The organism is Streptomyces sp. NPDC001828, assembly GCF_042892175.1.
GTDB lineage: Bacteria > Actinomycetota > Actinomycetes > Streptomycetales > Streptomycetaceae > Streptomyces.
The window spans coordinates 108,347-131,920 of sequence record NZ_JBIATV010000008.1; the positions used below are offsets into that span (position 1 = coordinate 108,347).

The following is a 23,574-nucleotide window of genomic DNA, read 5'->3' on the forward strand; positions in this document are numbered from 1 at the left end:
CCGGCCGACAGGAACCGCCGACGGCCGGTGGGGACCGAGAGGGAGAGACAGCGTGAGCACAGCAGAGCTGAAGCCGGCGTCCGGCTCGGACCCGGGTCTGGACCGGGCCTCCGACCGGGGCCAGGACTCGGACCCGGAGGAGGCGCGCACCCCCAGGGGCGGCGAAGCGAGCAGGGACGCGGACACCGAAACGGCTACCGCTACGGCTACGGCTGCCGACGCGGACGCGGATACGGTCACGGCGGCGGCGACCACGGCGGCGACCATGGCCACCGACACAGCCCCGGCCACCGACGCGGCTACGGATGTGGACACCGGCAGGGACGCCGATGAGGCCGCCGACGCGGACCCGGCCGCCGACGCCGACGCGTACGCAGACACCGGCACGGCCGCCGACGCCGTCGAGGGCGCCGCACCCCCGGCCAACCGCCTGCGCCGCGCCCTCACGCTCGGCTGTGTTCTCGTCCTCCTCCTGGCCGGGGCCGGACTCCTCTTCCAGGCACGGCAGTTGACCCACACCCCCGCCACGGCCAACCGCGCGCTCACCGACGCCCCCGCCACCACCCGCGTCATCGGCGACGTCAGCAACACGCTCGGCAAGGTCTTCTCGTACTCCGGGCAGGACACCAGCGCCACCGAGCAGGCGGCGAAGGAGCTGCTCGGTGGACGTGCGGCGAGCCAGTTCGCCTCCCTGTACGGGGAGTTGAGGCAGCGGGCGGCGGATCAGAAGCTCAGTCTGACCACCCACGTCGTGCGGGCCGGCGTCACCCGGCTCACCCGTGACCGGGCGGAGCTGCTCGTCTTCCTCGACCAGCGGGCCCAGCGCGGCACGAGCGCCGCCACCACGGCCGCGGCCCAGCTGTCCATCACCGCCCAACTCGACGACGGGCACTGGCAGATCACCGACATCCGAGCCCGTTAGGAACAGCCCGCCGCCGGGCCCTGCTAGAGGGAGCACGAAGAACATGGCACGCATGACGACCCAGCCCCTGCTCATCGCCGCGATGGTGCTCACCCTGCTCGCGGGCGGATGCGCGGTGTGGGCCGGCTGGTCCTGGTACGGCGCGGCGCACGACGACTCGGCCGCCTACGCCGCCTCCCGGGACAAGGTCCTCGCGGCCGGTGAGCAGGCCGTGCAGAACCTCTCCACCCTCGACCACAACGACCTCGCGCACGGCCTCGACATGTGGCAGGACTCCACCACCGGCGACCTGCACCAGCAACTGGCGGACGGGCGGGGCGAGTTCGAGAAGCAGGTGCGGCAGGCGGGGACCGTCACCACGGCCAAGGTCCTCGACGGCGCGGTCACCGAGCTCGACGACCGGGCGGGCAGGGCCAGGGTGATGGTGGCGCTGCGCATCACCGTGCAGGCGCCCAAGGAGAAGCCCGCCGCCAAGGACAGCAGGATGCTCGGCGAACTCACCCGTACCACCGGCGGCTGGAAGCTCAGTGCCCTCGGCCAGGCGCCGGTCGGCAACAGCGCGGCCAACTGACCACCCACCCGCACCCGGACAGGAGCCGCACATGTCGACGACCCGTCACCTGGTCAACCGTCAGCGCCGACTGGCCAACGCCGGCGCCGCCCGCGTTGCCACCGAAGCCCCCCAGGAGCGGGGAACGAAAACCGTCAACCCGCCTGGCGTGAAGCCGAGTTCGGAGGTCAAGACGCCTTCGGGGGATGTCGTGGACCGCCCGGCGCGGCGCCGCCTTCCCGCCTCACTGAGGGCGTTGGCCGCGCGCACCGGGCTCCGGCGTGTGCCGTCCGTGCGCGCGCCCGTCGTCCTGTGCGTCCTGGTCGTGCTGCTCGGTGGTTTCGCCGCGTTCGCCGCGACCCGCGCCGACTCGCTGCGGTCCGACCCTGCCGCCCAGAACGTCGCGCTCACCGATCCCGCCCGCACCAGCGAGGTCAAGGGCCAGACCGAGAAGGCCGTCGCCGCGCTGTTCTCGTACAACTACGCGGACTCCGGACCCGCCGACAAGGCGGCAGCGACCCTGCTGACGGGCAAGGCGGTTCAGCAGCACCACGACATGCTGGCGGCGGTACGGGCCCAGGGCAAGGACCAGAAGCTGGTCCTGACGACCACCGTGACCGAGAGCGGCGTGGAGATGATCGACGGCTCCCGCGCCCGGGTCCTGGTCTATGCCGACCAGAGCAGCACGCGCACCGCGGGCAAGAAGCCCGAAACGACCTACGCCGCCGCGATGTTCGCCGTCGACGTGGCGCGCAAGGGCGGCGGCACCTGGCAGATCTCCGGCATCGACACCTTCGGGCAGGGATCGTGAAACCCTCGACGCACCTCGGCGGGACACCCTCGACGCACCTCGGCGGGACACCCTCGACGCGCCTCGGCGTGAAACCCCCGACGCGCCTCGCCCACCTGCGGCGCCTCTCACTGCTCGCGGGCCGCAGGCGGTTACGGCGCGGGGCCGCAGGCACCGCGGTCGCGGCCCTCGCGATGGCCGCGCTCACCGCATCCCAGGCCCCGGGTCTGCTGCGCCCCGCGCCGCCGCACCAGGAGGGGCCCGCGGCCACGGGCCCGGTCGCCGCCGTGCGGGTCGAGCCGCCCTCCGACGGCTCGTACCACACCGAACTCCCGCCGCTCGTGGCCGCGCCACGGACGCCGAGCGCCCCGCCCGTCGTGCGCGTCGTCGACCCGGTGTGGACGCAGGAGGGCATCCCGGCCACCGTGCTCGCCGCGTACCAGCGGGCGGAGACCCGGCTGCGCGGGACCGCGCCGCGCTGTCATCTGCCGTGGCAACTGCTCGCCGCCCTCGGCAAAGTGGAGTCGGGGCACGCGGGCGGCGGCCGGGTCGACGTGCGGGGCACCACGCTCACCCCGATCCTCGGCCCGGTGCTCAACGGGGCGGGCTTCGCGAACATCGCCGACACCGACCACGGCGCCCTGGACGGCGACACCCGCTTCGACCGCGCGGTGGGCCCGATGCAGTTCATCCCGTCCACCTGGGCGACATGGGGCCAGGACGGCAACGGTGACGGCCGCAAGGATCCCAACAACGTCTTCGACGCGGCGCTCGCCGCCGGGGCGTATCTGTGCGCGGACGCGCGCGACCTGGCCGTTCCGGCGGACCTCGACCGCGCGGTGCTCGGCTACAACCACTCCGCCGACTATCTGCGCACCGTCCTGTCGTGGCTCGAGTTCTACCGCCGGGGCACTCACGCCGTGCCCGACGGCAAGGGGGTGCTGCCGACCACGCCCGGCGCGGGCAGCGCCCGGCAGATCGGTGACGACAAGGGCCGCAAGCAGGGCGGCGGCATCGTGATCGGGCCGCAGCCGGGCGGCGGGCCCTCCGCTCCCGTGCCCGGGCGTCCCGGCGGCAGCCCTTCGCCTTCGTCGCCACCGCACTCGCCGCCCCCTTCGGGCTCGCCCTCCCCGTCGCCGTCCTCCTCCGGCAGCCCGGGTCCTACGCCCTCGCCGTCGGGCAGCACGAGCCCCGGGCCCTCGCCGTCGGGCAGCCCCGGCCTGCCGGACTGCCCCGGCGGATCACCCTCGCCCTCGGCCTCGCCGACGCCGCAGCCGTCCGGCTCGCCCTCCGGTCCCGGCTGCCCCTCACCCACCCCCTGACGCGAGTACCTCCGCGAGGTCGTAGCGGACCGGCTCCTCCAGCTGGGCATAGGTGCAGCTCTCGGGGGAGCGGTCCTGGCGCCAGCGGCGGAACTGCGCGGTGTGCCGGAACCGGTCGCCCTCCATGTGGTCGTACGCCACCTCGACCACCCGCTCGGGGCGCACGGCCACCCACGACAGGTCCTTCTTGCCGGTCCAGCGGCTGGGCGCGCCCGGAAGGCGGGCGCCCTCGTGTGCGGCCTCCTCGGCCCAGGCGGCCCACGGGTGCCCCTCGGCGACCGGGTCGGCCATGAGCAGCGGCGCCAGCTCCTCGATCAGCTCCGCCCGCCGTTTCATGGGGAAGGCCGCGCACACCCCGACGTGCTGGAGCGCGCCGCCGCCGTCGTACAGGCCGAGCAGGAGCGAGCCGACCACCGGGCCGCTCTTGTGGTGGCGGTACCCGGCCACCACCACATCCGCCGTGCGCTCGTGCTTGATCTTGTACATGAGGCGGGCGTCGGGCCGGTAGGGGAGGTCGAGCGGCTTGGCGACGACCCCGTCGAGCCCGGCGCCCTCGTACTGCTCGAACCACCGCCGGGCCACCTCGATGTCGGTGGTGGCCGGTGCGAGGTGGACCGGCGCCGACACCCCCTTCAGCGCCTCGGCCAGCAGCGACCGGCGCTCGGTCAGCGGGGTGTCGAGCAGCGAGGCGTCGCCGAGGGCGAGCAGGTCGAAGGCGATGAAGGACGCCGGGGTCTGTTCGGCGAGCAGCTTCACCCGGGACGCGGCGGGGTGGATGCGCTCGCTGAGCCGGTCGAAGTCGAGACGGCCCTCGTGCGCGATGACGATCTCGCCGTCCATCACGCAGCGCTCGGGGAGCCGCTCCTCAAGGGCCGCCGCCAGCTCGGGGAAGTAGCGGGTCAGGGGCTTGCCGTTGCGGCTGCCGATGACGATCTCGGGTCCGTCGCGGTGCACGATCGCCCGGAACCCGTCCCACTTCGCCTCGTAACTCATCCCCGGCGGAATCTTCGCCACGGACTTGGCGAGCATCGGCTTGACAGGAGGCATCACCGGGAGATCCATAGAACCGATTCTCACCGATATGCGGCATTGGTGCCCGCCGCCTACCGTGGCCTGCATGGGCAAGGGCGAGGCGATCGAGCTGGAGGCCGGCGGGCGGACCGTGCGGCTGTCCAATCCGGACAAGGTCTACTTTCCGCAGTCCGGCTACACCAAGCTGGACGTGGCGCGGTACTACCTGGCCGTCGCGGACGGCATCACGCGCGCGCTGCGGGACCGGCCCACCACCCTGGAGCGCTACCCCGACGGCGTCGACGGGGAGTCGTTCTTCCAGAAGCGGGCGCCCAAGAACCTCCCCGACTGGATCCCGACCGCCCGCATCTCCTTCCCCAGCGGCCGGCACGCCGACGAGATCTGCCCCACCGAACCCGCCGCCGTGCTGTGGGCCGCCCAGCTCGGCTGTCTCACCTTCCACCCCTGGCCGGTGCGGCGCGAGGCCACCGACCACCCCGACGAACTCCGCATCGACCTCGACCCGCAGCCCGGCACAGACTTCGACGACGCGGTCCCGGTCGCCCATGAACTACGAGCCCTGCTGGGCGAGTTGGGGATCACGGGCTATCCCAAGACATCGGGAGGGCGGGGCATCCACGTCTTCGTGCCGATCGAACCCCGCTGGACGTTCACCGAGGTGCGGCGCTGCGCCATCGCGATCGGCCGCGAGCTGGAGCGCCGGATGGCGGGCCGGGTCACCACCGCCTGGTGGAAGGAGGAGCGCGGCGAGCGGATCTTCGTGGACTACAACCAGACCGCCCGCGACCGCACCATCGCCTCCGCCTACTCGGTACGCCCCAAACCGCACGCCCCGGTGTCCGCGCCGCTGCGCTGGGACGAGGTCGACGACGTCCACCCCCAGGACTTCACCCTGCGCACCATGCCCGCGCGCTTCGCCGAACTCGGCGATCTGCACGCGGAGATGGACGACCACGCCTTCGGTCTCGAGCCGCTCCTCGAACTCGCCGAGCGGGACGAGCACGACCACGCGCTCGGCGACCTGCCGTACCCGCCGGACTACCCCAAGATGCCGGGGGAGCCCAAGCGGGTACAGCCGAGCCGCGCCAAGGACAAGTAGCGCGGCTCCGGTTCAGGCGGCCGCGACCGGCGAAGCCAGCTCGAAGTCGGCCGCGTCGACGCCGCCCTCCTTGGTGTCGTCGTTGGCGAACACGAACGACTCGATGGGCACGCCCCGTTCGTCGCTGAGCGCGGCCACCAGCTCCTGCGCCACGACCGTCTCCAGGACGACCCGGGCGCTGGGCGCGGTCCTCGGCAGGCGTACGACGCCGAGGCTCTCGGCCGGGTCGACGTCCTGGGTGGTGATCAGGAGGGTGAGGTGGCCGGCCGAGGAGAGCGAGCGGGCGAGCTCGACCTCGCGGCCGTCGCCGAAGACGAGGTGCAGGGTGTTGCCCGCCGACTCCATCTCGCCGTGCAGGTAGTTGCGCGTGACCGAGGCCGCGGCCGGCATCCGGGGCACCTCGCGCAGCAGCAGGGCCGCCTCCTCGGCGCTGACCCGGGAGGCGCCGGAGGCCACGCAGTCGGCCGCCACACAGCGGGCCGCGCGCCGGCGCAGCGCCGCGATCACCTCGGCCGCCCGCGCGCGGACGCCCTCCACCTCGGCACAGATGCCGTCCCACGGGTCGTCCGCGCGGCCCGCTATCGCCCCGGCGATCAGGTCGAGGGCGACGACCGTGGCGGTGAAGCCGATGGTCGAGGCGTACGAGTCGGGCTCGTTGCCCATGTCGACCGTCAGGTCGGCGAGTTCACCCAGCGGCGAGGGCGTGACATTGAGGACGGCGAGCGTCGGCACGCCCCGCGCGGCCTTGAACGCGGCGATCGTCTCCGAGCTGCGGCCGCCCTGCGAGACACCGATCAGGAGATCGGTGTCGAAGCCGCGCAGCCCGTCCTCGATCTCACTGGCGAGCACCCGCTGGGCCGGTACGCCGTGGCCGCGGAGCACTTCGACCGGGACGGCGAGCGCCGCGTAGGAGGCGCCGATCCCGGCCAGCAGCGGGCGCCGGGCGGCGCGCAGCGGATCGAGGGCCGGGCCGTCGAGCTGTCGGCGTACATGGGCGATCACGCGCTCAAGCGCCTGCGGCTGGCCGCTCTGGCCGTCGAGGAAGGTGATACGCGATCCGGACATGGAGGAGTCCTTTCGTGGGCCCCGCCGGATGCGGGCGGCGGGGGCGCTGAACGGGTGCGGTCGGGTGGTGCTTCAGGCCTTGGAGGCCGGATCGTCCTCCACCGCGGCGCTTGAGGGAATGGTGTCGGGGGAGCGCACGGGAGTGTCGGCAGGTGCGTCGATGGATGTGCCCGTGGCATCGGCGTCCTCGCCCTCGACGGGTTCGCGGCCCGGCGTCGGCAGGTTGAACCGCACGATCGCGAACCGGAAGATCGCGTAGTAGAGCGCGGCGAACGCGAGTCCGATGGGGATCAGGAGCCAGGGCTTGGTGGCGACGCCGTAGTTGACGATGTAGTCGATCGCGCCGGAGGAGAAGCCGAAGCCGTCCCGGATGCCGAGCCCGTAGCAGACCGCCATGGAGACGCCGAACAGCACGGCGTGGATGGCGTACAGGAGCGGGGCCACGAACATGAAGCTGAACTCGATGGGCTCGGTGACCCCCGTGACGAACGAGGTGAGCGCGACCGAGATCATCATGCCCTTGACCATGGTGCGGTTCTCGGGCCGGGCGGTGTGCGCGATGGCGAGGGCCGCGGCGGGCAGCGCGAACATGTAGATCGGGAAGCCGCCGGTCATGAACTGGCCCGCGGTCGGGTCGCCCGCCAGGAAGCGCGCGATGTCGCCGTGCACCTCCGCACCGGTGTGCGGGTTGACGTAGGTGCCGGCGTCGAACCAGGGGAAGACGCTGAAGAAGTGGTGCATCCCGATCGGGATCAGGGCGCGGACCACCAGGCCGAAGATGCCCGCCCCCCAGGCGCCGGTGCCCACCAGCCACTCGCCGAAGTGGTAGAACCAGCCACCCACGGTCGGCCAGACGACACCGAACACGATGCCCATGCCGACGCCCGCGAAGGCGCAGAGGATCGGCACCAGCCTGCGGCCGCCGAAGAAGCCCAGCCACTCGGGGAGTTTGGTCCGGCTGAAGCGCTGGTAGAGCAGCGCCGCGATGAGGCCCATGATGATGCCGCCGAAGACCTTGGCGTCCAGCGGCTTGCCGTCCACCCCCTTGGGGAAGGCGTCGCTGGCCAGGACCGCCTTGAAGACGAGGTAGCCGACCGCGGCGGCGAGCGCCGTGGAGCCGTCGGCCTTCTTGGCGAAGCCGATGGCCACGCCGATGGCGAAGAGCAGCGGCAGATAGTCGAAGACGGTCTGGCCGCCGGCGGCCAGGATGATGCCGAGCTTGCGGATCAGTTCGGGGAAGTTCTCGCGGCCGAGCAGGTCCGGCGCGCCCAGGCGGACCAGGAGCGCCGCCGCGGGCAGCGTGGCGACCGGGAGCATCAGGCTGCGCCCGATGCGTTGCAGGACCGCCATGACGCCGCCGCCGCGCTTCTTGCCCGCGGCCTTCCCTTGACCCGTACTCATCCGTCTTCCTCCATCGCGCAAGCGGTCTCGTGGCCATCCAGGGGCGTGGCCGCCGAGCCGGTCGGCCGCCGGGTCTCGCCGGGTGCCGCAGCCCAAAGGTATGCAGTGGTATTCAAGTGGTCAATAGTGGTCTGCTCGAAATTTCGCGCGATGACCAAAGGCCCGGGACGCTGGGCCCGTACACTGCGGCGACGTGAGTGGTATGCGGTGGTATGCTCCGGGGATCCTGCTGGAGGTTCCTGATGAGCGCCGACGCCACCCCCGCCCGCCCCGCCCGCTTCCCCGAGCGGGGCAGCGGACCCGCGCCCCTGTGGGCCCAGACCGCCGAGCTGATCCAGGACGAGATCGAGCGGCGCGGGCTGACCGCGGGCGCCCGGCTGCCGGCCGAGCGCGAGCTCGGCGAGCGGCTCGACATCTCCCGGGTCACCCTGCGCAAGGCCCTCGCCCACCTCGTGGACCAGGGCCTGGTGACGGCCTCGCACGGGCGCGGCTGGTTCGTGGCGGCGCCCGTGGCGCCCCGCGAGTGGCCCAACGACCTGGAGTCGTTCACCACCACGGCCCGCCGCAAGCACATGCGGCCCAGCTCCCTCGTGCTGCACCAGGAGCTGCGCCCCGCCACCCTGGACGACGCCGACCGCCTCGACGTGCCGGCCGGCGCCCCGCTGCTGCGCCTGGAGCGCGTGCGGCTGCTCGACGACGTGCGCATCGCCGTCGACCGCACCCTGCTCGTCGCCTCGCTCGCACCCGGCCTCGACGAGGTCGACTTCACCGAGGCCTCGCTCTTCGCCGAACTGCACGCCCGCGGCGTCGAGTTGGACCGCTCCGAGACCACCATCGAGGCGCGCGGCGCGGGCCGCGAGCTGGCCGACCACCTCGCCATCGAGCCGGGTTCGCCCGTGCTCGCGCTCGACCAGACGATCTACGCGCGGGACCAGCGCCCCGTGCTGCTTTCGACCGTCGAGTACAGCGGGGACCGCTACCGTCTGCGCACCACACTCCAGCCACGCTGACACGCGCGCGGGGCCCCGGCCGCCGCCGTTGGGCGCGAACGGCAGGGCCGTACGTCCCGGGTGCGGGCGCGCGGCCCGAACGTCCCGGACGTAGGGCCCGCGGCACCTCGGCGCGCCGGGTGGACGCTACCGGCTCGCGCGTTCACCATTCGTTGACCGGACGTTGATCAGCGCCCGGCAGCGTGGCACGCATGCTGAACGACACCATGACCACCGGCCGGGAACTCGGCTGGCAGGAGACCGCGTTGTGCGCCCAGGCGGGGCCCGAGTTCTTCTTCCCCGCCCCCGGCAGCTCGACCCGGGAGGCCAAACAGCTCTGCGGGGCCTGCGAGCAGCGCACGGCGTGCCTCGAATACGCCCTCGCCAACGACGAGCGGTTCGGGGTGTGGGGCGGTCTGTCCGAGAAGGAGCGGCTGACCCTGCAACGCGCCCGGCAGCGCTGAGAGGACACCGCGCCGCCGTACCGGCCCCGCTGAACGCACCGGGGCCGGTACGGACGATCCCGTACCGGCCCGGCGTTGTCGCCCTGGGTCAGGCGCGTGCGGCCATCCGCGCCTTGCGCGCGGCGAGCTTCTCGTCGAACTTGGCGGCCTCGCGGTCGAGCCCGCCCATGTACAGGCCGAGCTCCTCCTGCGCCTTGAGGCCCTCGGGGCCGAGCCCGTCGATCTCCAGGACCTTCAGGTAGCGGAGGACCGGCTGGAGGACGTCGTCGTGGTGGATCCGCATGTTGTAGACCTCGCCGATCGCCATCTGCGCCGCCGCCCGCTCGAAGCCCGGCATGCCGTGACCGGGCATCCGGAAGTTCACGACGACGTCGCGCACCGACTGCATCGTCAGGTCCGGGGCGAGCTCGAAGGCCGCGCCCAGCAGGTTGCGGTAGAAGACCATGTGCAGGTTCTCGTCGGTCGCGATCCGCGCCAGCATCCGGTCGCAGACCGGGTCGCCCGACTGGTGGCCGGTGTTGCGGTGCGAGACGCGGGTGGCCAGCTCCTGGAAGGCGACGTAGGCGACGGAGTGCAGCATCGAGTGCCGGTTGTCCGACTCGAAGCCCTCACTCATGTGCGCCATGCGGAACTGCTCCAGCTTGTCCGGGTCCACCGCGCGCGAGGCCAGCAGGTAGTCCCGCATCACGATGCCGTGACGGCCCTCCTCGGCGGTCCAGCGGTGCACCCAGGTGCCCCAGGCGCCGTCGCGGCCGAACAGCGAGGCGATCTCGTGGTGGTAGCTCGGCAGGTTGTCCTCGGTGAGCAGATTGACCACCAGAGCGATCTTCCCGAGGTCGGTGACCTTGGACTGCTGGGGGTCCCAGGCCTCCCCGTCCTCGAAGAACCCGGGGAAGTTGCGCGCGTCCGACCACGGCACGTAGTCGTGCGGCATCCAGTCCTTGGCGACCTTGAGGTGCCGGTTGAGCTCCTTTTCGACTACCTCTTCCAGCGCGAACAGCAGCCGGGCGTCGGTCCACACGTCCGAACTGCCGAGGTGGGGAGAAGTGATCGTCACGGGTGTGCTCCAGGGGGACGGAAAAGGGGGGACGGCAGGCGTACCTACGCATACGTAGGTTACGAGACCGTAGGTTAAGGCGGCCGTAAGCCCCAGCCAAGCCCGCCTTCCCCTTCGTCCGATTACGTTCTGTTATATGCGCAGGTCGTTCGCGCGCAACGAGAGGCAAGTCACCTCCCGGAGCCGGAGAAACCCGGAAGGCGGGGCCGGTCGGGACACCCCGGCCGGCCCCGCCCCCGAAGGCGCGCCTAGCGCGCGCCCGGGCCCGCCCCGACCTCCTCCGCCGAGGTGTCGGTGAGCTCGCCGTCGAGCAGCAGCCACCGCGTGACGCCGATCGACTCCAGGAACGGCACGTCGTGGCTCGCCACGATCAGGGCCCCCTCGTAGGCGTCGAGCGCGGCCCGCAGGGCCCGCACGCTCGCCATGTCCAGGTTGTTCGTGGGCTCGTCCAGCATCAGGAGCTGCGGCGCGGGCTCCGCGAGGAGCAGCGCCGCGAGCGCGGCCCGGAAGCGCTCCCCGCCCGAGAGGGTCCCGGCCGGCTGGGCGGCCCTCGCCCCCTTGAACAGGAACCGCGCGAGGCGCGCCCGGATGGCGTTGTCGGTCGCCCCCGGCGCGTAGCGGGCCACGTTCTCCACGACGCTCAGCGCGTCGTCGAGCACATCGAGGCGTTGCGGCAGGAAGCGCAGCGGCACATGGGCCACCGCCTCGCCCGCCACCGGCTCCAGCTGTCCGGCGAGGGTGCGCAGCAGCGTCGTCTTGCCCGCGCCGTTGCGGCCGACCAGCGCGATCCGCTCGGGCCCGCGCACATCGAGCTCGCCCTCCACCCGCGCCCCATAAGGGAGTCGAAGCTCGCGCAGGGTCAGTACGGAACGGCCCGGGTGCACCTTGGTGTACGGCAGCTCGATCCGGATCTCGTCGTCGTCGCGCACCGCCTCCACGGCCTGGTCGAGCCGTTCGCGCGCCTGGTCGAGCCGCTCGCTCTGCAGGGTGCGGTGCTTGCCCGCGGACACCTGCGCCTCGCGTCTGCGGTTGTTCGCGACGATCCTCGGCACCACCTTGTTGTCGTAGCTCTTCTGTCCGTACCGCTGACGCCGCGCCAACTTGACGTTGGCGTCGGCCAGTTCGCGCTTCTGGCGCTGCACATCGGCCTCGGCGACCCGGACCATCCGCTCGGCCGCGTCCTGCTCGGCCGCCAGTGCTTCCTCGTAGGCGGTGAAGTTGCCGCCGTACCAGGCTAGTTGGCCCTCACGCAGATCGCCGATGCGGTCCACCCGGTCGAGCAGTTCCCGGTCGTGGCTGACCACCACGAGCACCCCGCTCCACGCGTCGACCGCCGCGTACAGACGCCGACGGGCGGGCAGGTCCAGGTTGTTGGTCGGTTCGTCGAGCAGCAGAATGTCCGGGCGCCGCAGGAGCAGTGCGGCAAGCCGCAGCAGCACCGACTCGCCGCCCGAGACCTCGCCGATCGTGCGGTCGAGGCCGATGGCGCCGAGGCCGAGCTGGTCGAGCGTGGCCCGGGCCCGCTCCTCGACGTCCCAGTCGTCGCCCACCGTCTCGAAGTGCCGCACGTCCGCGTCGCCGCCCTCGATGGCGTGCAGCGCGGCGCGGACCTGATCGATGCCGAGGGCCTGGTCCACGCGCAAGGTGGTGTCCAGAACCAGGGTCTGCGGCAGGTAGCCGACCTCGCCCGTGGTGTTGACGCTGCCCCCGGTCGGGGTGAGCTCACCGGCGATCAGCTTCAACAGGGTTGACTTTCCTGACCCGTTGAGGCCGACGAGCCCGGTGCGGCCGGGGCCGACGGCGAGTTGGAAGTCCGTGAAGACATCGGTGCCGTCCGGCCACGCGAAGGACAGCGCGGCCGAGCTGATCTGAGGGGGGAAAGTTGACATACGGGTCTCCCGGTTGCGGGGAAGGAAAGGGGGGCAACGGGGGTTCTGAGACACCGCTCAGGGCAGAAAAAAGGCCCTGGTCGTGGTGGGGGACATGGCTCGGAGGCAGAGGTCACACCGGGACACGCGACACGGAAGGGAGCGCGCGAGACGGTGTCTCAGGGGCCTCAGACGAGCAACGTCCTACTCCGATCGACGACAACAGGGCCAGTCACGAACGTACGCCGCCCCCGGACGGTCCCGCAAACCATTTAATGGGCGCCCCGTGGAGCGGGTGCGCGACCGTGCGGAGCGCAGGGCGCGAGGAAGCGGCCCGCGTGGACCTCGCGGGGCGCGCAGGGGGCATGCGAGGAAGCGTGCCGCACCGCCGCGACCGGGCAGGAGCGGAGGCGGTGCGGGAGGGGGTTGGTCCACGAGGGCTGGTCGAGCCGGCCGGGCTGGTAGGGCGGGACGGTTCAGCAGGCGTCGCGCAGCAGCGCGGCGAGGTCCCCGTCCATGTCGAGGTGCTGGTGCTCGCGGCCGGTCGGCACCAGGTGCTGGGCGCGCTTGAGGAAGCGGCGCACTTCGGAGGTGCGTATGTGGACCATGGCGACGCCCTCACGGGCGTGGAATTCGAGCACCGTACGGTCGTATCCGTACGGCCGCACCCGGACGTCGCCCACTCCGGCGGCCGCCTCGATGCCCGCTTCGAGCAGCTCGCGGGCGAACTCCCAGGAGACCTCGGTGCCTTCGAGGGTGGCCGGCGCGGGGAACGCCATGTGCACGGCGAAGGGGTCCTCGGGGTCGTAGCGCAGCGTCGCGGGCACGGTTTCCATGCGGGGCGCGGACGCGATGAGGCGCACCTGGACGGGCTGCTCGATGACGGTGGACAAAGCCCTGCTCCCTCAACCTCGGGGTTCTCTCCTGCCGCCCGGAAAGACGTCGAAATTCAGCGTTCCGTGCACCGGAGGTTCACGTGACCTGTGTCACTGCGGGACGGCGGGTTCGGCGCACGACCCGGATGTGCTCGTAATAGCGCTGGTTCCCCCTCTCGCGGCAGCCACACGGCCCCACCCCCGTCTCTTCCGGCTCGGTTCTTCCGGCGGGCGTGCGATCACCCGAGGTGGGCGCCGTACGCGTCGAAGGGTGCGCGGCGTGACTCGCGTACGCCTCGAAGCCCGGCGGCCGGGAGCCGGTGGCGTAGGCACCCTGGACGGGTGGCACGGGCTGGGCTAGCTTCCGACGCCATGAGGTCCATGGGGAAGACGAGACGCCTGCTGTCGGTGGGGCTGGGCGGGGTCGCACTCGCGGCCGCGATGACCGTGCCGGCCCAGGCGCACGGCCACGGCACGGTGGCATGGCAGACGAAGGACACCGGCACGGACGCGCGCTTCCGGGGGCTCGCCGCGGTCAGCCGCTCGACGGCCTGGGTCGCGGGCACCAAGGGCACGGTCCTGAAGACCTCCGACGGCGGCCGCAGCTGGAAGAACGTGTCGCCGGCGGGGGCGGGGGACCTGGAGTTCCGCGATGTCGAGGCGTTCGACGGGCGGCGCGCGGTGGTCCTCGCGATCGGCGAGGGCGAGGCGTCACGGGTGTATCGCACCGAGGACGGCGGGGCCACCTGGAGCGAGTCGTTCCGCAACGCCGACCCGAAGGCGTTCTACGACTGCCTGACCTTCTTCGACCCACGGCACGGTCTGGCGGTGAGCGACCCCGTCGACGGCAAGTACCGCATCCTGTCCACCGCCGACGGCGGCCGCTCCTGGAAGGTCCTGCCGAACCGGGGGATGCCCGCCGCCCAGCCCGGCGAAGCGGGCTTCGCCGCGAGCGGCCAGTGCCTGGTCAGCGCCGGGCCGCGCGACGTCTGGCTCGCCACCGGCGGCGGCGCCACCGGCCGCGTCCTGCACTCCTCGGACCGCGGGCTCACCTGGACGGCCGCCGACGCCACCATCCCGGCCGGCGACCCGGCCCGCGGGGTGTTCGGCCTCGCCTTCCGCGACCGCACGCACGGCCTCGCGGTCGGTGGCGACTACCGGGCGGACCAGCCTTCGCCACGGGCCGCGGCCGTCACCGGCGACGGCGGCCGCACCTGGCGTCCGTCGGCGACCCCGGTCGCCGCCTACCGCTCGGGCGTCGCCTGGCTGCCGCGTGCGCGCTCGGCCGCGCTCGCCGTCGGGCCGACCGGCACGGACCTGACGCGGGACGGCGGCCGCACCTGGCGGACCGTGGACACCGGCTCCTACGACACCGTCGACTGCGCGTCCGACGGCGCGTGCTGGGCGGCGGGGGAGCGGGGCCGGGTGGCCCGCCTGGCCGACTAGCCGGTCAACTGCTGCTGATAGGCGGCGAGTTGGGGCGCCACCTTCGTCGCGAGGAACTCCGTGATCCGGTAGGTGCAGAGCTCGTCGACGTGGAAGGGGTCGGTCGCGACGAGCCTTTCCATCGCCGCGCGGTCGTCCCCGACCGCCAGGATGATCCCGCCGTCGCGCGGCTGCTTGCGCCCGGAGGCGATGAAGACGCCCGCCTCGTACTGTGCGTCGAGCCAGGCCACGTGGTCGTCCAGGCGGGCGTCGACGCGGTCCAGGGGGGCGGTGTAGGTCACCTCAAGTACGAACATGGGCGCCAGGTTATGTTCCGGCTCCGTCGGGCCGGGGCGTGGGGTGTGCTGCCCCGTGAGCGTCGCGGGGTGGCCGCCCCCGTGGCGCGGGGAACTGTGTGACCGGCCCTGCGGTCTGCGGACCGGACCAACAGGCCTCCCCTGCGGGAGGCTTGCGCTTCCGCGTGCGGTTAGTCGACTGCGGGCCGTCGGGGGCTGTTCGCGCAGTTCCCCGCGCCCCTGTAGGTGGGCCGGCACCGCCAAGTCGTGGGGCCCGCCGCCCGGGAGGCGGGACGGGGCCCGGGCCCGCCGGGGTGGTGTGGCCTACGCTGGGGGCTCATGGAGATGATCACGGGGGTTCCGGACGGCTGGCCCGGGGACGAGGCGGCCGCCCTCGCCCTGCAGGACGAACTGCGCGGCAAGGTCGTGCTCGACGAGCCGGGCCCGGCCCCCGGCGCCGGGCTCGTCACCGGTGTCGACGTGGCCTACGACGACGAGCGGGACCTCGTCGTGGCGGCCGCCGTCGTGCTGGACGCCGCGACCCTGGAGGTCGTCGAGGAGGCCACCGCCGTGGGGCGGGTGGCCTTCCCCTATGTGCCGGGACTGCTCGCCTTCCGCGAGATCCCCACCGTCCTCGCCGCGCTCGACCGGCTCAACTCCGGCCCGGGCACCGTGATTTGCGACGGGTACGGGCTCGCCCACCCACGCCGCTTCGGCCTGGCGAGCCACCTCGGCGTGCTCACCGGGCTCCCCGTCATCGGCGTCGCGAAGAACCCGTTCACCTTCACCTACGACCAGCCGGGCCCCCGTCGCGGCGACAGCTCCCCGCTGCTCGCCGACGACGGCACCGAGGTCGGCAGGGCGCTGCGCACCCAGGACGCCACGAAGCCCGTCTTCGTCTCCGTCGGCCACCGGGTGAGCCTCGAAGGGGCCTGCGCCCACACCCTCGGACTCGCCCGGCGCTACCGCCTCCCCGAGTCCACCCGGCACGCCGATTCGCTGTGCCGCCGGGCGCTCAAGGCAGCCCAAGAGGCCGCCGTCTGAGCCCACTTGGGGAGATCAGCGGGTGTCGGCCACCCGGAAGCGCATCCCCGCGGCCCGCAGCCGCTCGGTCAGGGCGGGTCCCATCGCGGTCGCGGGCGTCAACTGGCCCGCCAGCTCGGGCAGTTCGTCGAACGCGAGACTGAGCGCACCCTCGGCGAGGATCTTGGCCGTCTCGTCGTACCCGGGGTCGCCGCCCGACACCTCGGTGAAGACCCGGCGGCCGCCGCCCTCGCCGACGAAGCGGACGCTGAACCAGCTGCGCCGTCGCCGCGCCTCGTCCGGCCCGTTGCCCGCCTCGTAACGGCCCATCAACCACTCGCGCGCGGGGGGCAGTTGAGTGATCGCGGCGACGGCACCCACCGCCGCCACCCCGCCGATCGCCACCGGAAGGTGCTTGACCGCGGCGAAGTGCCGGTAGCGGAAGTCCGGCCCGTACCGCTCGTCGGCCGCCGCCGAGCGGGCGATGACCTGCGGGTCGATCGTGGGCATGGGCAGCGCCCAGGTGCCGGTCTCCTTGCTGAAGTGCGGGGCGCCCAGCGGCGCGCGGGCCCGCCGGCCCACCAGGCGCGGCTCGTGCAGCCGGCGCTCGCGGGCGGCCCGCGCGGTCTGCGCGCCGCGGCCGAGCGCGGTCAGGGCGGAGGCCAGCGTGCCGCCGGAGAACGTCGCGTTGGTCCGCACGAAGCCGTCGACCCGCAGCGGCACCCCGGCCGGGAGCTGCCCCACGGTGAACTGGACGCCGAGGTCGTGCGGCACCGAGTCGAAGCCGCAGGCGTGCACCAGGCGCGCGCCGCGCTCGCGGGCCCGCGCGTCATGGCGTACGTACATCGAGTCCACGAACTCCGGCTCGCCGGTCAGGTCGAGGTAGTCCGTGCCCGCGTCGGCGCACGCCTCGACCAGGCCCTCGCCGTACCAGACGTAGGGGCCGACGGTGGTGGCCACCACGCGCGCCGACCCGGCGAGCGCGCGCAGCGAGGCGGGGTCGGCCGAGTCGGCGGTGAGCAGCGACAGCGTGGCGCAGGCCGGGTTGAGTTCCGCGAGGCGCTCGCGCAGCCGCTCCAGCTTGGTGCGGTTGCGGCCGGCGATCGCCCACCGGCAGCCCTCGGGCGCACGGGTCGCGAGATATTGGGCGGTCAGCGCCCCGACGAAGCCCGTCGCGCCGAACAGCACGAGGTCGTATGTGCGCTTCGAGGGTTCCACCGTGTGCCTCCGCGGGTCCGCTGCCGGGTGCTGCCGTCGGCCGATGCCGGGTTGTGAGGCTAGCGTGCGGACCTTGCCCGGGGCACCCGGGTCGGCAACGGGCACGGGCAAGACCGGCGTATCGGGGCAACCGGTGCCGCCGTGTCCCGCGTGCCTGCTGAGCGGTTGCTCATTGGGGCTTGTGCGGAGTGGAACGTGTTCTTAGCATCATTGATGTTACATCAGTTGTGTCACAGTGCTGGGGGCTTGATGACAGCGACAGGAACCGGCCCGCTCGCCGGGGTGCGCGTGGTCGAGCTGGCGGGAATCGGGCCGGGCCCGTTCGCCGCCATGCTCCTCGCCGACCTCGGCGCCGACGTGGTGCGCGTGGACCGCCCGGGCGGCGCCGGGCTCGCCGTCGACCCGGCGTACGACCTCACCAACCGCAACAAGCGCTCCGTGATCATCGACCTGAAGGCGCCCGAAGGGCCGGGCCTGGTCCTCGACCTCGTCGAGCGCGCCGACATCCTCATCGAGGGCTACCGGCCCGGGGTCGCCGAGCGCCTCGGCGTCGGGCCCGAGGACTGCCTCGGCCGCAACCCCCGGCTCGTCTACGGGCGGATGACCGGCTGGGGGCAGGAGGGCCCGCTCGCCCAGCGCGCCGGGCACGACATCGCGTACATCGCGATCACCGGCACCCTCGGCATGATCGGGGGCGCGGACGGCGGCCCGGTCGTGCCGGCCAACCTCGTCGGGGACTACGCGGGCGGCTCGCTCTACCTCGTCATCGGCGTCCTCGCCGCCCTCCAGCACGCGCGCGGCGGGGGAGCGGGCCAGGTCGTGGACGCGGCCATCGTCGACGGGACCGCCCACCTCACCACGATGATCCACGGCATGCTGGCGGCCGGCGGCTGGCAGGACCGGCGCGGTGCCAACCTCCTCGACGGCGGCTGCCCCTTCTACGGCACCTACGAGACCTCCGACGGCCAGTACATGGCGGTCGGCTCCCTGGAGCAGCAGTTCTACGACGAGTTCGTCCGCCTCCTCGGCATCCAGGACGCGGCCCCCGCACGCAAGGACCTGGCCCGCTGGCCGGAGCTGCGCACCACCATCGCCGAGCGGTTCCGCACCAGGACCCGCGAGGAGTGGACGGCCGTCTTCGAGGGCTCGGACGCCTGTGTCGCGCCCGTCCTGTCCCTCAAGGAGGCGCCGCACCACCCGCACCTCGCGGCCCGCGCGACCTTCACCGCGCACGGCGGCATGACCCAGCCCGCGCCGGCGCCCCGCTTCTCCGCCACCCCCGGATCCATCCACCGGCCCCCCGCGCTGCCGGGCGCCGGCGCGGCGGACGTGGCCCGCGACTGGGACCTGCCGGAGCTCGCCCCGGGCCCGGCGTCAACTTCCGTACAGGAGGCTTGAGTTGAAACGGCAGATCTTCAGTGCCGAGCACGAGGCGTTCCGCGAGACCGTCCGTACCTTCCTCGCCAAGGAGGTCCTGCCGCACTACGAGCAGTGGGAGAAGGACGGCATCGTCTCGCGGCAGGCGTGGCTGGCCGCCGGAAAGCAGGGGCTGCTCGGGCTCGCCGTGCCCGAGGAGTACGGGGGCGGCGGACAGGACGACTTCCGCTACAGCGCCGTCCTCGCCGAGGAGTTCACCCGAGCGGGGGCGGCCGGGCTCGCGCTCGGCCTGCACAACGACATCATCGGCCCCTATCTGACCGGGCTCGCCACCGAGGAGCAGAAGCGGCGCTGGCTGCCCGGATTCTGCGACGGCTCGCTGATCACCGCCATCGCGATGACCGAACCGGGCGCGGGCTCCGACCTCCAGGGCATCCGCACCACCGCCGAGGACAAGGGCGACCACTGGCTCCTGAACGGATCCAAGACGTTCATCTCCAACGGCATCCTCGCCGACCTGGTCGTGGTGGTCGCCAAGACCACCCCCGAGGGCGGTGCGAAGGGCCTGTCCCTCATCGTCGTCGAGCGCGGCGCCGAGGGCTTCGAGCGCGGCCGCAACCTCGACAAGATCGGACAGAAGTCGCAGGACACGGCCGAGCTGTTCTTCCACGACGTACGCGTCCCGAAGGACAATCTCCTCGGCGAGCTCAACGGCGCCTTCATCCATCTGATGACCAATCTCGCGCAGGAGCGGATGGGCATCGCGGTCGCCGGAATCGCCGCCGCCGAACACCTCCTGGAGATCACCACGAGTTACGTCAAGGAGCGCGAGGCCTTCGGCCGGCCGCTGTCCAAGCTCCAGCACATCCGGTTCGAGATCGCCGAGATGGCCACCGAGTGCGCCGTCACCCGCACCTTCCTCGACCGCTGCATAGTCGACCACGCGGCCGGGGAACTGGACGCCGTGCACGCCTCGATGGCCAAGTGGTGGGCCACCGAACTGCAAAAGCGCGTCGCCGACCGCTGCCTCCAACTCCACGGCGGCTACGGGTACATGACCGAGTACCGGGTCGCCAAGGCCTTCACGGACGGCCGCATCCAGACGATCTACGGCGGCACCACCGAGATCATGAAGGAGATCATCGGCCGCTCCCTGCTCGGCTGACTCCGACCACTCCCCGCCCGGCCCGTTCCTCCCGCCCGGCCGGCCCCCGCTCCCCGGAACCACCCTCATCCGAAAGGCCCTGACGTTGAGCACCGAAGCGTATGTGTACGACGCGATCCGCACCCCGCGCGGACGCGGCAAGGCCAACGGCGCCCTGCACGGGACCAAGCCGATCGACCTCGTCGTCGGCCTGATCCACGAGATCCAGGCGCGCTTCCCGGGGCTCGACCCGGCCGCCATCGACGACATCGTGCTCGGCGTCGTCGGCCCGGTCGGCGACCAGGGCTCCGACATCGCCCGCATCGCGGCGATCGCCGCCGGACTGCCCGACACGGTGGCCGGCGTCCAGGAGAACCGCTTCTGTGCCTCCGGCCTCGAAGCGGTCAACATGGCCGCCATGAAGGTCCGTTCGGGCTGGGAGGACCTCGTCCTCGCGGGCGGCGTCGAGTCCATGTCGCGCGTCCCGATGGCTTCGGACGGCGGCGCCTGGTTCGCCGACCCGATGACCAACTTCGACACCAACTTCGCCCCGCAGGGCATCGGCGCCGACCTCATCGCCACCGTCGAGGGCTACTCGCGCCGCGATGTCGACGAGTACGCGGAGCTGTCCCAGGAGCGGGCCGCCGAGGCGTGGAAGGACGGCCGGTTCGCGCGTTCCGTCGTCCCCGTCAAGGACCGCAACGGCCTCGTCGTCCTCGACCACGACGAGCACATGCGCCCCGGCACCACCGCGGACTCCCTCGCCGGCCTCAAGCCCTCCTTCGCGGGCATCGGCGAGATGGGCGGCTTCGACGCCGTCGCGCTGCAGAAGTACCACTGGGTGGAGGAGATCAACCACGTCCACCACGCGGGCAACTCCTCGGGCATCGTGGACGGTTCGGCCCTCGTCGCCATCGGCTCCAGGGCCGTCGGCGAGCGGTACGGGATGACCCCGCGGGCCCGTATCGTCTCCGCGGCCGTCTCCGGCTCCGAGCCCACCATCATGCTGACCGGCCCCGCGCCCGCCACCCGCAAGGCGCTCGCCAAGGCCGGCCTGACCATCGACGACATCGACCTCGTCGAGATCAACGAGGCCTTCGCCGCGGTCGTGCTGCGCTTCGTCAAGGACATGGGCCTCAGCCTCGACAAGGTCAACGTCAACGGCGGCGCCATCGCCATGGGCCACCCGCTCGGCGCCACCGGCGCGATGATCCTGGGCACCCTCGTGGACGAGCTGGAGCGCCGCGACCTGCGCTACGGGCTCGCCACGCTGTGCGTCGGCGGCGGCATGGGCATCGCCACCGTCGTCGAGCGTCTCTGACCGTCCTGTCCCGGCATCCCCTCATACGGACCCCTACGGAGATTTCAGCAATGACGAAGAGCACGACCATCCGCTGGGAACAGGACGAGACCGGCGTCGTCACCCTCGTACTCGACGACCCCAACCAGTCCGCCAACACCATGAACCAGGCGTTCAAGGACTCCATCGAGGCCATCGCCGAGCGCGCCGAGGCCGAGAAGGACTCGATCCGCGGCATCATCTACACCTCCGCCAAGAAGACCTTCTTCGCGGGCGGCGACCTCAAGGACATGATCCAGGTCGGCCCCGAACTCGCCCAGCAGGCCTTCGACACCGGCACCGCCATCAAGCGCTCGCTTCGCCGCATCGAGACCCTGGGCAAGCCGGTCGTCGCCGCCATCAACGGCGCGGCCCTGGGCGGCGGTTACGAGATCGCTCTCGCCTCGCACCACCGCGTCGCCCTGGACGCCCCCGGCTCCAAGATCGGCCTGCCCGAGGTCACCCTCGGCCTGCTCCCGGCGGGCGGCGGCGTGACCCGCACCGTACGCCTCATGGGCATCACCGACGCCCTGCTCAAGGTGCTGCTCCAGGGCACCCAGTACTCCCCGCAGCGGGCCCTCGAGAACGGTCTCGTCCACGAAGTGGCCGCCACCCCGGAGGAGATGATCGCCAAGGCGCGCGCGTTCATCGACGCCCACCCGGAGTCCCAGCAGCCCTGGGACGTCAAGGGCTACAAGATCCCCGGCGGCACGCCCTCCAACCCGCGCTTCGCCGCCAACCTGCCCGCCTTCCCGGCCAACCTGAAGAAGCAGCTCCAGGGCGCGCCCTACCCGGCGCCGCGCAACATCCTGGCGGCCGCCGTCGAGGGCTCCCAGGTCGACTTCGAGACCGCTCTCACCATCGAGGCCCGGTACTTCACCGAGCTCGTCACCGGGCAGACCTCGAAGAACATGATCCAGGCGTTCTTCTTCGACCTCCAGGCCGTCAACTCCGGGGTCAGCCGCCCCCAGGGCATCGAGCCGCGCCCCGTCCGCAAGGTCGCCGTCCTCGGCGCCGGAATGATGGGCGCGGGCATCGCGTACTCGTGCGCGCGGGCCGGCATCGAGGTCGTCCTCAAGGACGTGTCGATCGAGGCAGCCCAGAAGGGCAAGGCGTACTCCGAGAAGCTCCTGGCGAAAGCGCTCTCACGCGGGCGCACCACCGAGGCCAAGCGGGACGCGCTGCTCGCCCTGATCACGCCGACCGCCGACCCGGGGGCGCTCGCGGGCTGCGACGCCGTCATCGAGGCGGTCTTCGAGGACACCGCTCTCAAGCACAAGGTGTTCCAGGAGATCCAGGACATCGTCGAGCCGGACGCGCTCCTGTGCTCCAACACCTCGACGCTGCCCATCACCGGCCTTGCCGAAGGCGTCTCGCGCCAGGCCGACTTCATCGGCCTGCACTTCTTCTCGCCCGTCGACAAGATGCCGCTCGTCGAGATCATCAAGGGCGAGCGCACCGGCGACGAGGCCCTGGCCCGCGCCTTCGACCTGGTCCGTCAGATCAAGAAGACGCCGATCGTCGTGAACGACTCGCGCGGCTTCTTCACCTCGCGCGTGATCGGCCACTTCATCAACGAGGGCGTCGCGATGGTCGGCGAGGGCATCGAGCCCGCCTCCATCGAGCAGGCGGCGGGCCAGGCCGGCTACCCGGCCAAGGTGCTCTCGCTGATGGACGAACTGACCCTGACCCTGCCCCGCAAGATCCGCAACGAGACGAAGCGGGCCGTCGAAGAGTCCGGCGGCGTCTGGCCCGAACACCCCTCGGACGCGGTCATCGACCGCATGGTCGACGAGTTCGGCCGCCCCGGCCGCAGCGGTGGCGCCGGGTTCTACGAGTACGGCGAGGACGGCAGGCGCGGCAAGCTGTGGCCCGGCCTGCGCGAACACTTCACCAGGCCCGGCTACGAGATCCCGTTCGAGGACATGAAGGAGCGGATGCTCTTCTCGGAGTCCCTGGACACCGTCCGCCTCTTCGAGGAGGGCGTCCTCACCTCGGTCGCCGACGCCAACATCGGCTCCATCATGGGCATCGGCTTCCCCGCCTGGACCGGCGGCGTCATCCAGTACATCAACGGCTACGAGGGCGGCCTGCCCGGCTTCGTGGCCCGCGCCCGCGAGCTCGCCGAACGCTACGGAGAGCGCTTCCAGCCGCCGGCGCTGCTCGTCGAGAAGGCGGAGAAGGGCGAGACTTTCAAGGACGCCTAGGCGCTCCTCCGGGCCCGAGCGCTCCTCCGGGCCCGAGCGCTCCTCCGGGCCCGGGCCCGGACTCAGGGGCGCCGACGCGGGCCGGGGGCGTGGGGAGCTGAGCCGCGTGCG

Annotated in this window: 21 protein-coding genes; 13 read left to right on the forward strand and 8 right to left on the reverse strand. The window is 72.3% G+C overall.

Annotated features, from left to right (window positions below; all coding sequences use genetic code 11):
• The first annotated feature begins 52 nt into the window (after positions 1-52).
• The 4 genes from ACFYZA_RS22570 to ACFYZA_RS22585 all read left to right on the forward strand — a co-directional run bounded on the left by ACFYZA_RS22570 (position 53) and on the right by ACFYZA_RS22585 (position 3,584).
• Positions 53-922, forward strand: coding sequence for a hypothetical protein (locus tag ACFYZA_RS22570; protein WP_388492366.1), 870 nt, complete (start codon positions 53-55; stop codon positions 920-922).
• A gap of 43 nt (positions 923-965) precedes the next feature.
• Positions 966-1,493, forward strand: a complete 528-nt coding sequence (locus ACFYZA_RS22575; RefSeq protein WP_382585792.1) for a nuclear transport factor 2 family protein — start codon at positions 966-968, stop codon at positions 1,491-1,493.
• A gap of 31 nt (positions 1,494-1,524) precedes the next feature.
• The gene (locus ACFYZA_RS22580) at positions 1,525-2,283 is read left to right on the forward strand and encodes a hypothetical protein (RefSeq protein WP_388492368.1); all 759 of its coding nucleotides are present in this window, start codon (positions 1,525-1,527) and stop codon (positions 2,281-2,283) included.
• A gap of 173 nt (positions 2,284-2,456) precedes the next feature.
• The gene (locus ACFYZA_RS22585; protein WP_388492696.1) at positions 2,457-3,584 is read left to right on the forward strand and encodes a lytic transglycosylase domain-containing protein; all 1,128 of its coding nucleotides are present in this window, start codon (positions 2,457-2,459) and stop codon (positions 3,582-3,584) included.
• Here the strand turns inward: ACFYZA_RS22585 and ACFYZA_RS22590 are convergent.
• The gene (locus tag ACFYZA_RS22590) at positions 3,570-4,646 is read right to left on the reverse strand and encodes an ATP-dependent DNA ligase (protein WP_388492370.1); all 1,077 of its coding nucleotides are present in this window, start codon (positions 4,644-4,646) and stop codon (positions 3,570-3,572) included. The genes ACFYZA_RS22585 and ACFYZA_RS22590 overlap by 15 nt on opposite strands.
• Before the next feature lie 55 nt (positions 4,647-4,701).
• Here ACFYZA_RS22590 and ligD point away from each other — a divergent pair, with 55 nt between their 5' ends.
• A complete protein-coding gene (gene ligD / locus ACFYZA_RS22595) occupies positions 4,702-5,715 on the forward strand; it encodes a non-homologous end-joining DNA ligase (protein ID WP_382585846.1) in 1,014 nt (337 codons plus the stop codon).
• Positions 5,716-5,727: 12 nt separating this feature from the next.
• On the opposite strand, the gene ACFYZA_RS22600 is transcribed toward ligD, so the two are convergent.
• Both ACFYZA_RS22600 and ACFYZA_RS22605 read right to left on the reverse strand, forming a co-directional pair.
• Positions 5,728-6,780, reverse strand: coding sequence for an SIS domain-containing protein (locus ACFYZA_RS22600; RefSeq protein ID WP_382585849.1), 1,053 nt, complete (start codon positions 6,778-6,780; stop codon positions 5,728-5,730).
• A 72-nt stretch (positions 6,781-6,852) separates the two neighbouring features.
• Positions 6,853-8,181, reverse strand: coding sequence for a PTS transporter subunit EIIC (locus ACFYZA_RS22605; protein WP_388492373.1), 1,329 nt, complete (start codon positions 8,179-8,181; stop codon positions 6,853-6,855).
• A gap of 242 nt (positions 8,182-8,423) precedes the next feature.
• On the opposite strand from ACFYZA_RS22605, the gene ACFYZA_RS22610 reads away from it, so the two are divergent.
• Both ACFYZA_RS22610 and ACFYZA_RS22615 read left to right on the forward strand, forming a co-directional pair.
• Entirely contained in the window at positions 8,424-9,191 is a 768-nt protein-coding gene (locus ACFYZA_RS22610; protein WP_382585855.1) for a GntR family transcriptional regulator, read from the forward strand.
• A gap of 191 nt (positions 9,192-9,382) precedes the next feature.
• Positions 9,383-9,634, forward strand: coding sequence for a WhiB family transcriptional regulator (locus tag ACFYZA_RS22615; RefSeq protein WP_382585858.1), 252 nt, complete (start codon positions 9,383-9,385; stop codon positions 9,632-9,634).
• 88 nt (positions 9,635-9,722) lie between these two features.
• On the opposite strand, the gene ACFYZA_RS22620 is transcribed toward ACFYZA_RS22615, so the two are convergent.
• The 3 genes from ACFYZA_RS22620 to ACFYZA_RS22630 all read right to left on the reverse strand — a co-directional run bounded on the left by ACFYZA_RS22620 (position 9,723) and on the right by ACFYZA_RS22630 (position 13,452).
• Entirely contained in the window at positions 9,723-10,691 is a 969-nt protein-coding gene (locus tag ACFYZA_RS22620; RefSeq protein WP_388492374.1) for an acyl-ACP desaturase, read from the reverse strand.
• A gap of 248 nt (positions 10,692-10,939) precedes the next feature.
• A complete protein-coding gene (locus ACFYZA_RS22625) occupies positions 10,940-12,580 on the reverse strand; it encodes an ABC-F family ATP-binding cassette domain-containing protein (protein WP_388492375.1) in 1,641 nt (546 codons plus the stop codon).
• Between the two features lie 455 nt (positions 12,581-13,035).
• Positions 13,036-13,452 carry an SsgA family sporulation/cell division regulator gene (locus ACFYZA_RS22630; protein ID WP_382585867.1) on the reverse strand — a complete coding sequence of 139 codons (417 nt, stop codon included), beginning with the start codon at positions 13,450-13,452 and terminating at the stop codon, positions 13,036-13,038.
• 354 nt (positions 13,453-13,806) lie between these two features.
• Here ACFYZA_RS22630 and ACFYZA_RS22635 point away from each other — a divergent pair, with 354 nt between their 5' ends.
• Positions 13,807-14,880 (forward strand): WD40/YVTN/BNR-like repeat-containing protein, encoded by a 1,074-nt coding sequence (locus ACFYZA_RS22635; protein ID WP_382585869.1) that lies wholly within the window; start codon positions 13,807-13,809, stop codon positions 14,878-14,880.
• On the opposite strand, the gene ACFYZA_RS22640 is transcribed toward ACFYZA_RS22635, so the two are convergent.
• Positions 14,877-15,176, reverse strand: coding sequence for a YciI family protein (locus ACFYZA_RS22640; RefSeq protein ID WP_388492377.1), 300 nt, complete (start codon positions 15,174-15,176; stop codon positions 14,877-14,879). The two genes, ACFYZA_RS22635 and ACFYZA_RS22640, sit on opposite strands and share 4 nt — an antisense overlap.
• A gap of 318 nt (positions 15,177-15,494) precedes the next feature.
• On the opposite strand from ACFYZA_RS22640, the gene ACFYZA_RS22645 reads away from it, so the two are divergent.
• Positions 15,495-16,199, forward strand: a complete 705-nt coding sequence (locus ACFYZA_RS22645) for an endonuclease V (protein WP_388492379.1) — start codon at positions 15,495-15,497, stop codon at positions 16,197-16,199.
• Between the two features lie 15 nt (positions 16,200-16,214).
• Here the strand turns inward: ACFYZA_RS22645 and ACFYZA_RS22650 are convergent, their stop codons facing one another.
• Positions 16,215-17,396: a saccharopine dehydrogenase family protein gene (locus tag ACFYZA_RS22650; RefSeq protein WP_388492381.1), complete on the reverse strand. Its 1,182-nt coding sequence runs from the start codon at positions 17,394-17,396 to the stop codon at positions 16,215-16,217.
• A gap of 249 nt (positions 17,397-17,645) precedes the next feature.
• Here ACFYZA_RS22650 and ACFYZA_RS22655 point away from each other — a divergent pair, with 249 nt between their 5' ends.
• The 4 genes from ACFYZA_RS22655 (at position 17,646) to ACFYZA_RS22670 (ending at position 23,463) form a co-directional block, all read left to right on the forward strand.
• Positions 17,646-18,794: a CaiB/BaiF CoA transferase family protein gene (locus ACFYZA_RS22655; RefSeq protein WP_382585881.1), complete on the forward strand. Its 1,149-nt coding sequence runs from the start codon at positions 17,646-17,648 to the stop codon at positions 18,792-18,794.
• A gap of 1 nt (position 18,795) precedes the next feature.
• Positions 18,796-19,938 carry an acyl-CoA dehydrogenase family protein gene (locus tag ACFYZA_RS22660; RefSeq protein WP_382585884.1) on the forward strand — a complete coding sequence of 381 codons (1,143 nt, stop codon included), beginning with the start codon at positions 18,796-18,798 and terminating at the stop codon, positions 19,936-19,938.
• Positions 19,939-20,023: 85 nt separating this feature from the next.
• Complete coding sequence (locus ACFYZA_RS22665) at positions 20,024-21,238, forward strand: acetyl-CoA C-acetyltransferase (RefSeq protein ID WP_388492383.1); 1,215 nt, start codon at positions 20,024-20,026, stop codon at positions 21,236-21,238.
• 50 nt (positions 21,239-21,288) lie between these two features.
• Positions 21,289-23,463 carry a 3-hydroxyacyl-CoA dehydrogenase NAD-binding domain-containing protein gene (locus ACFYZA_RS22670; protein ID WP_382585890.1) on the forward strand — a complete coding sequence of 725 codons (2,175 nt, stop codon included), beginning with the start codon at positions 21,289-21,291 and terminating at the stop codon, positions 23,461-23,463.
• Positions 23,464-23,574: the final 111 nt, after the last annotated feature.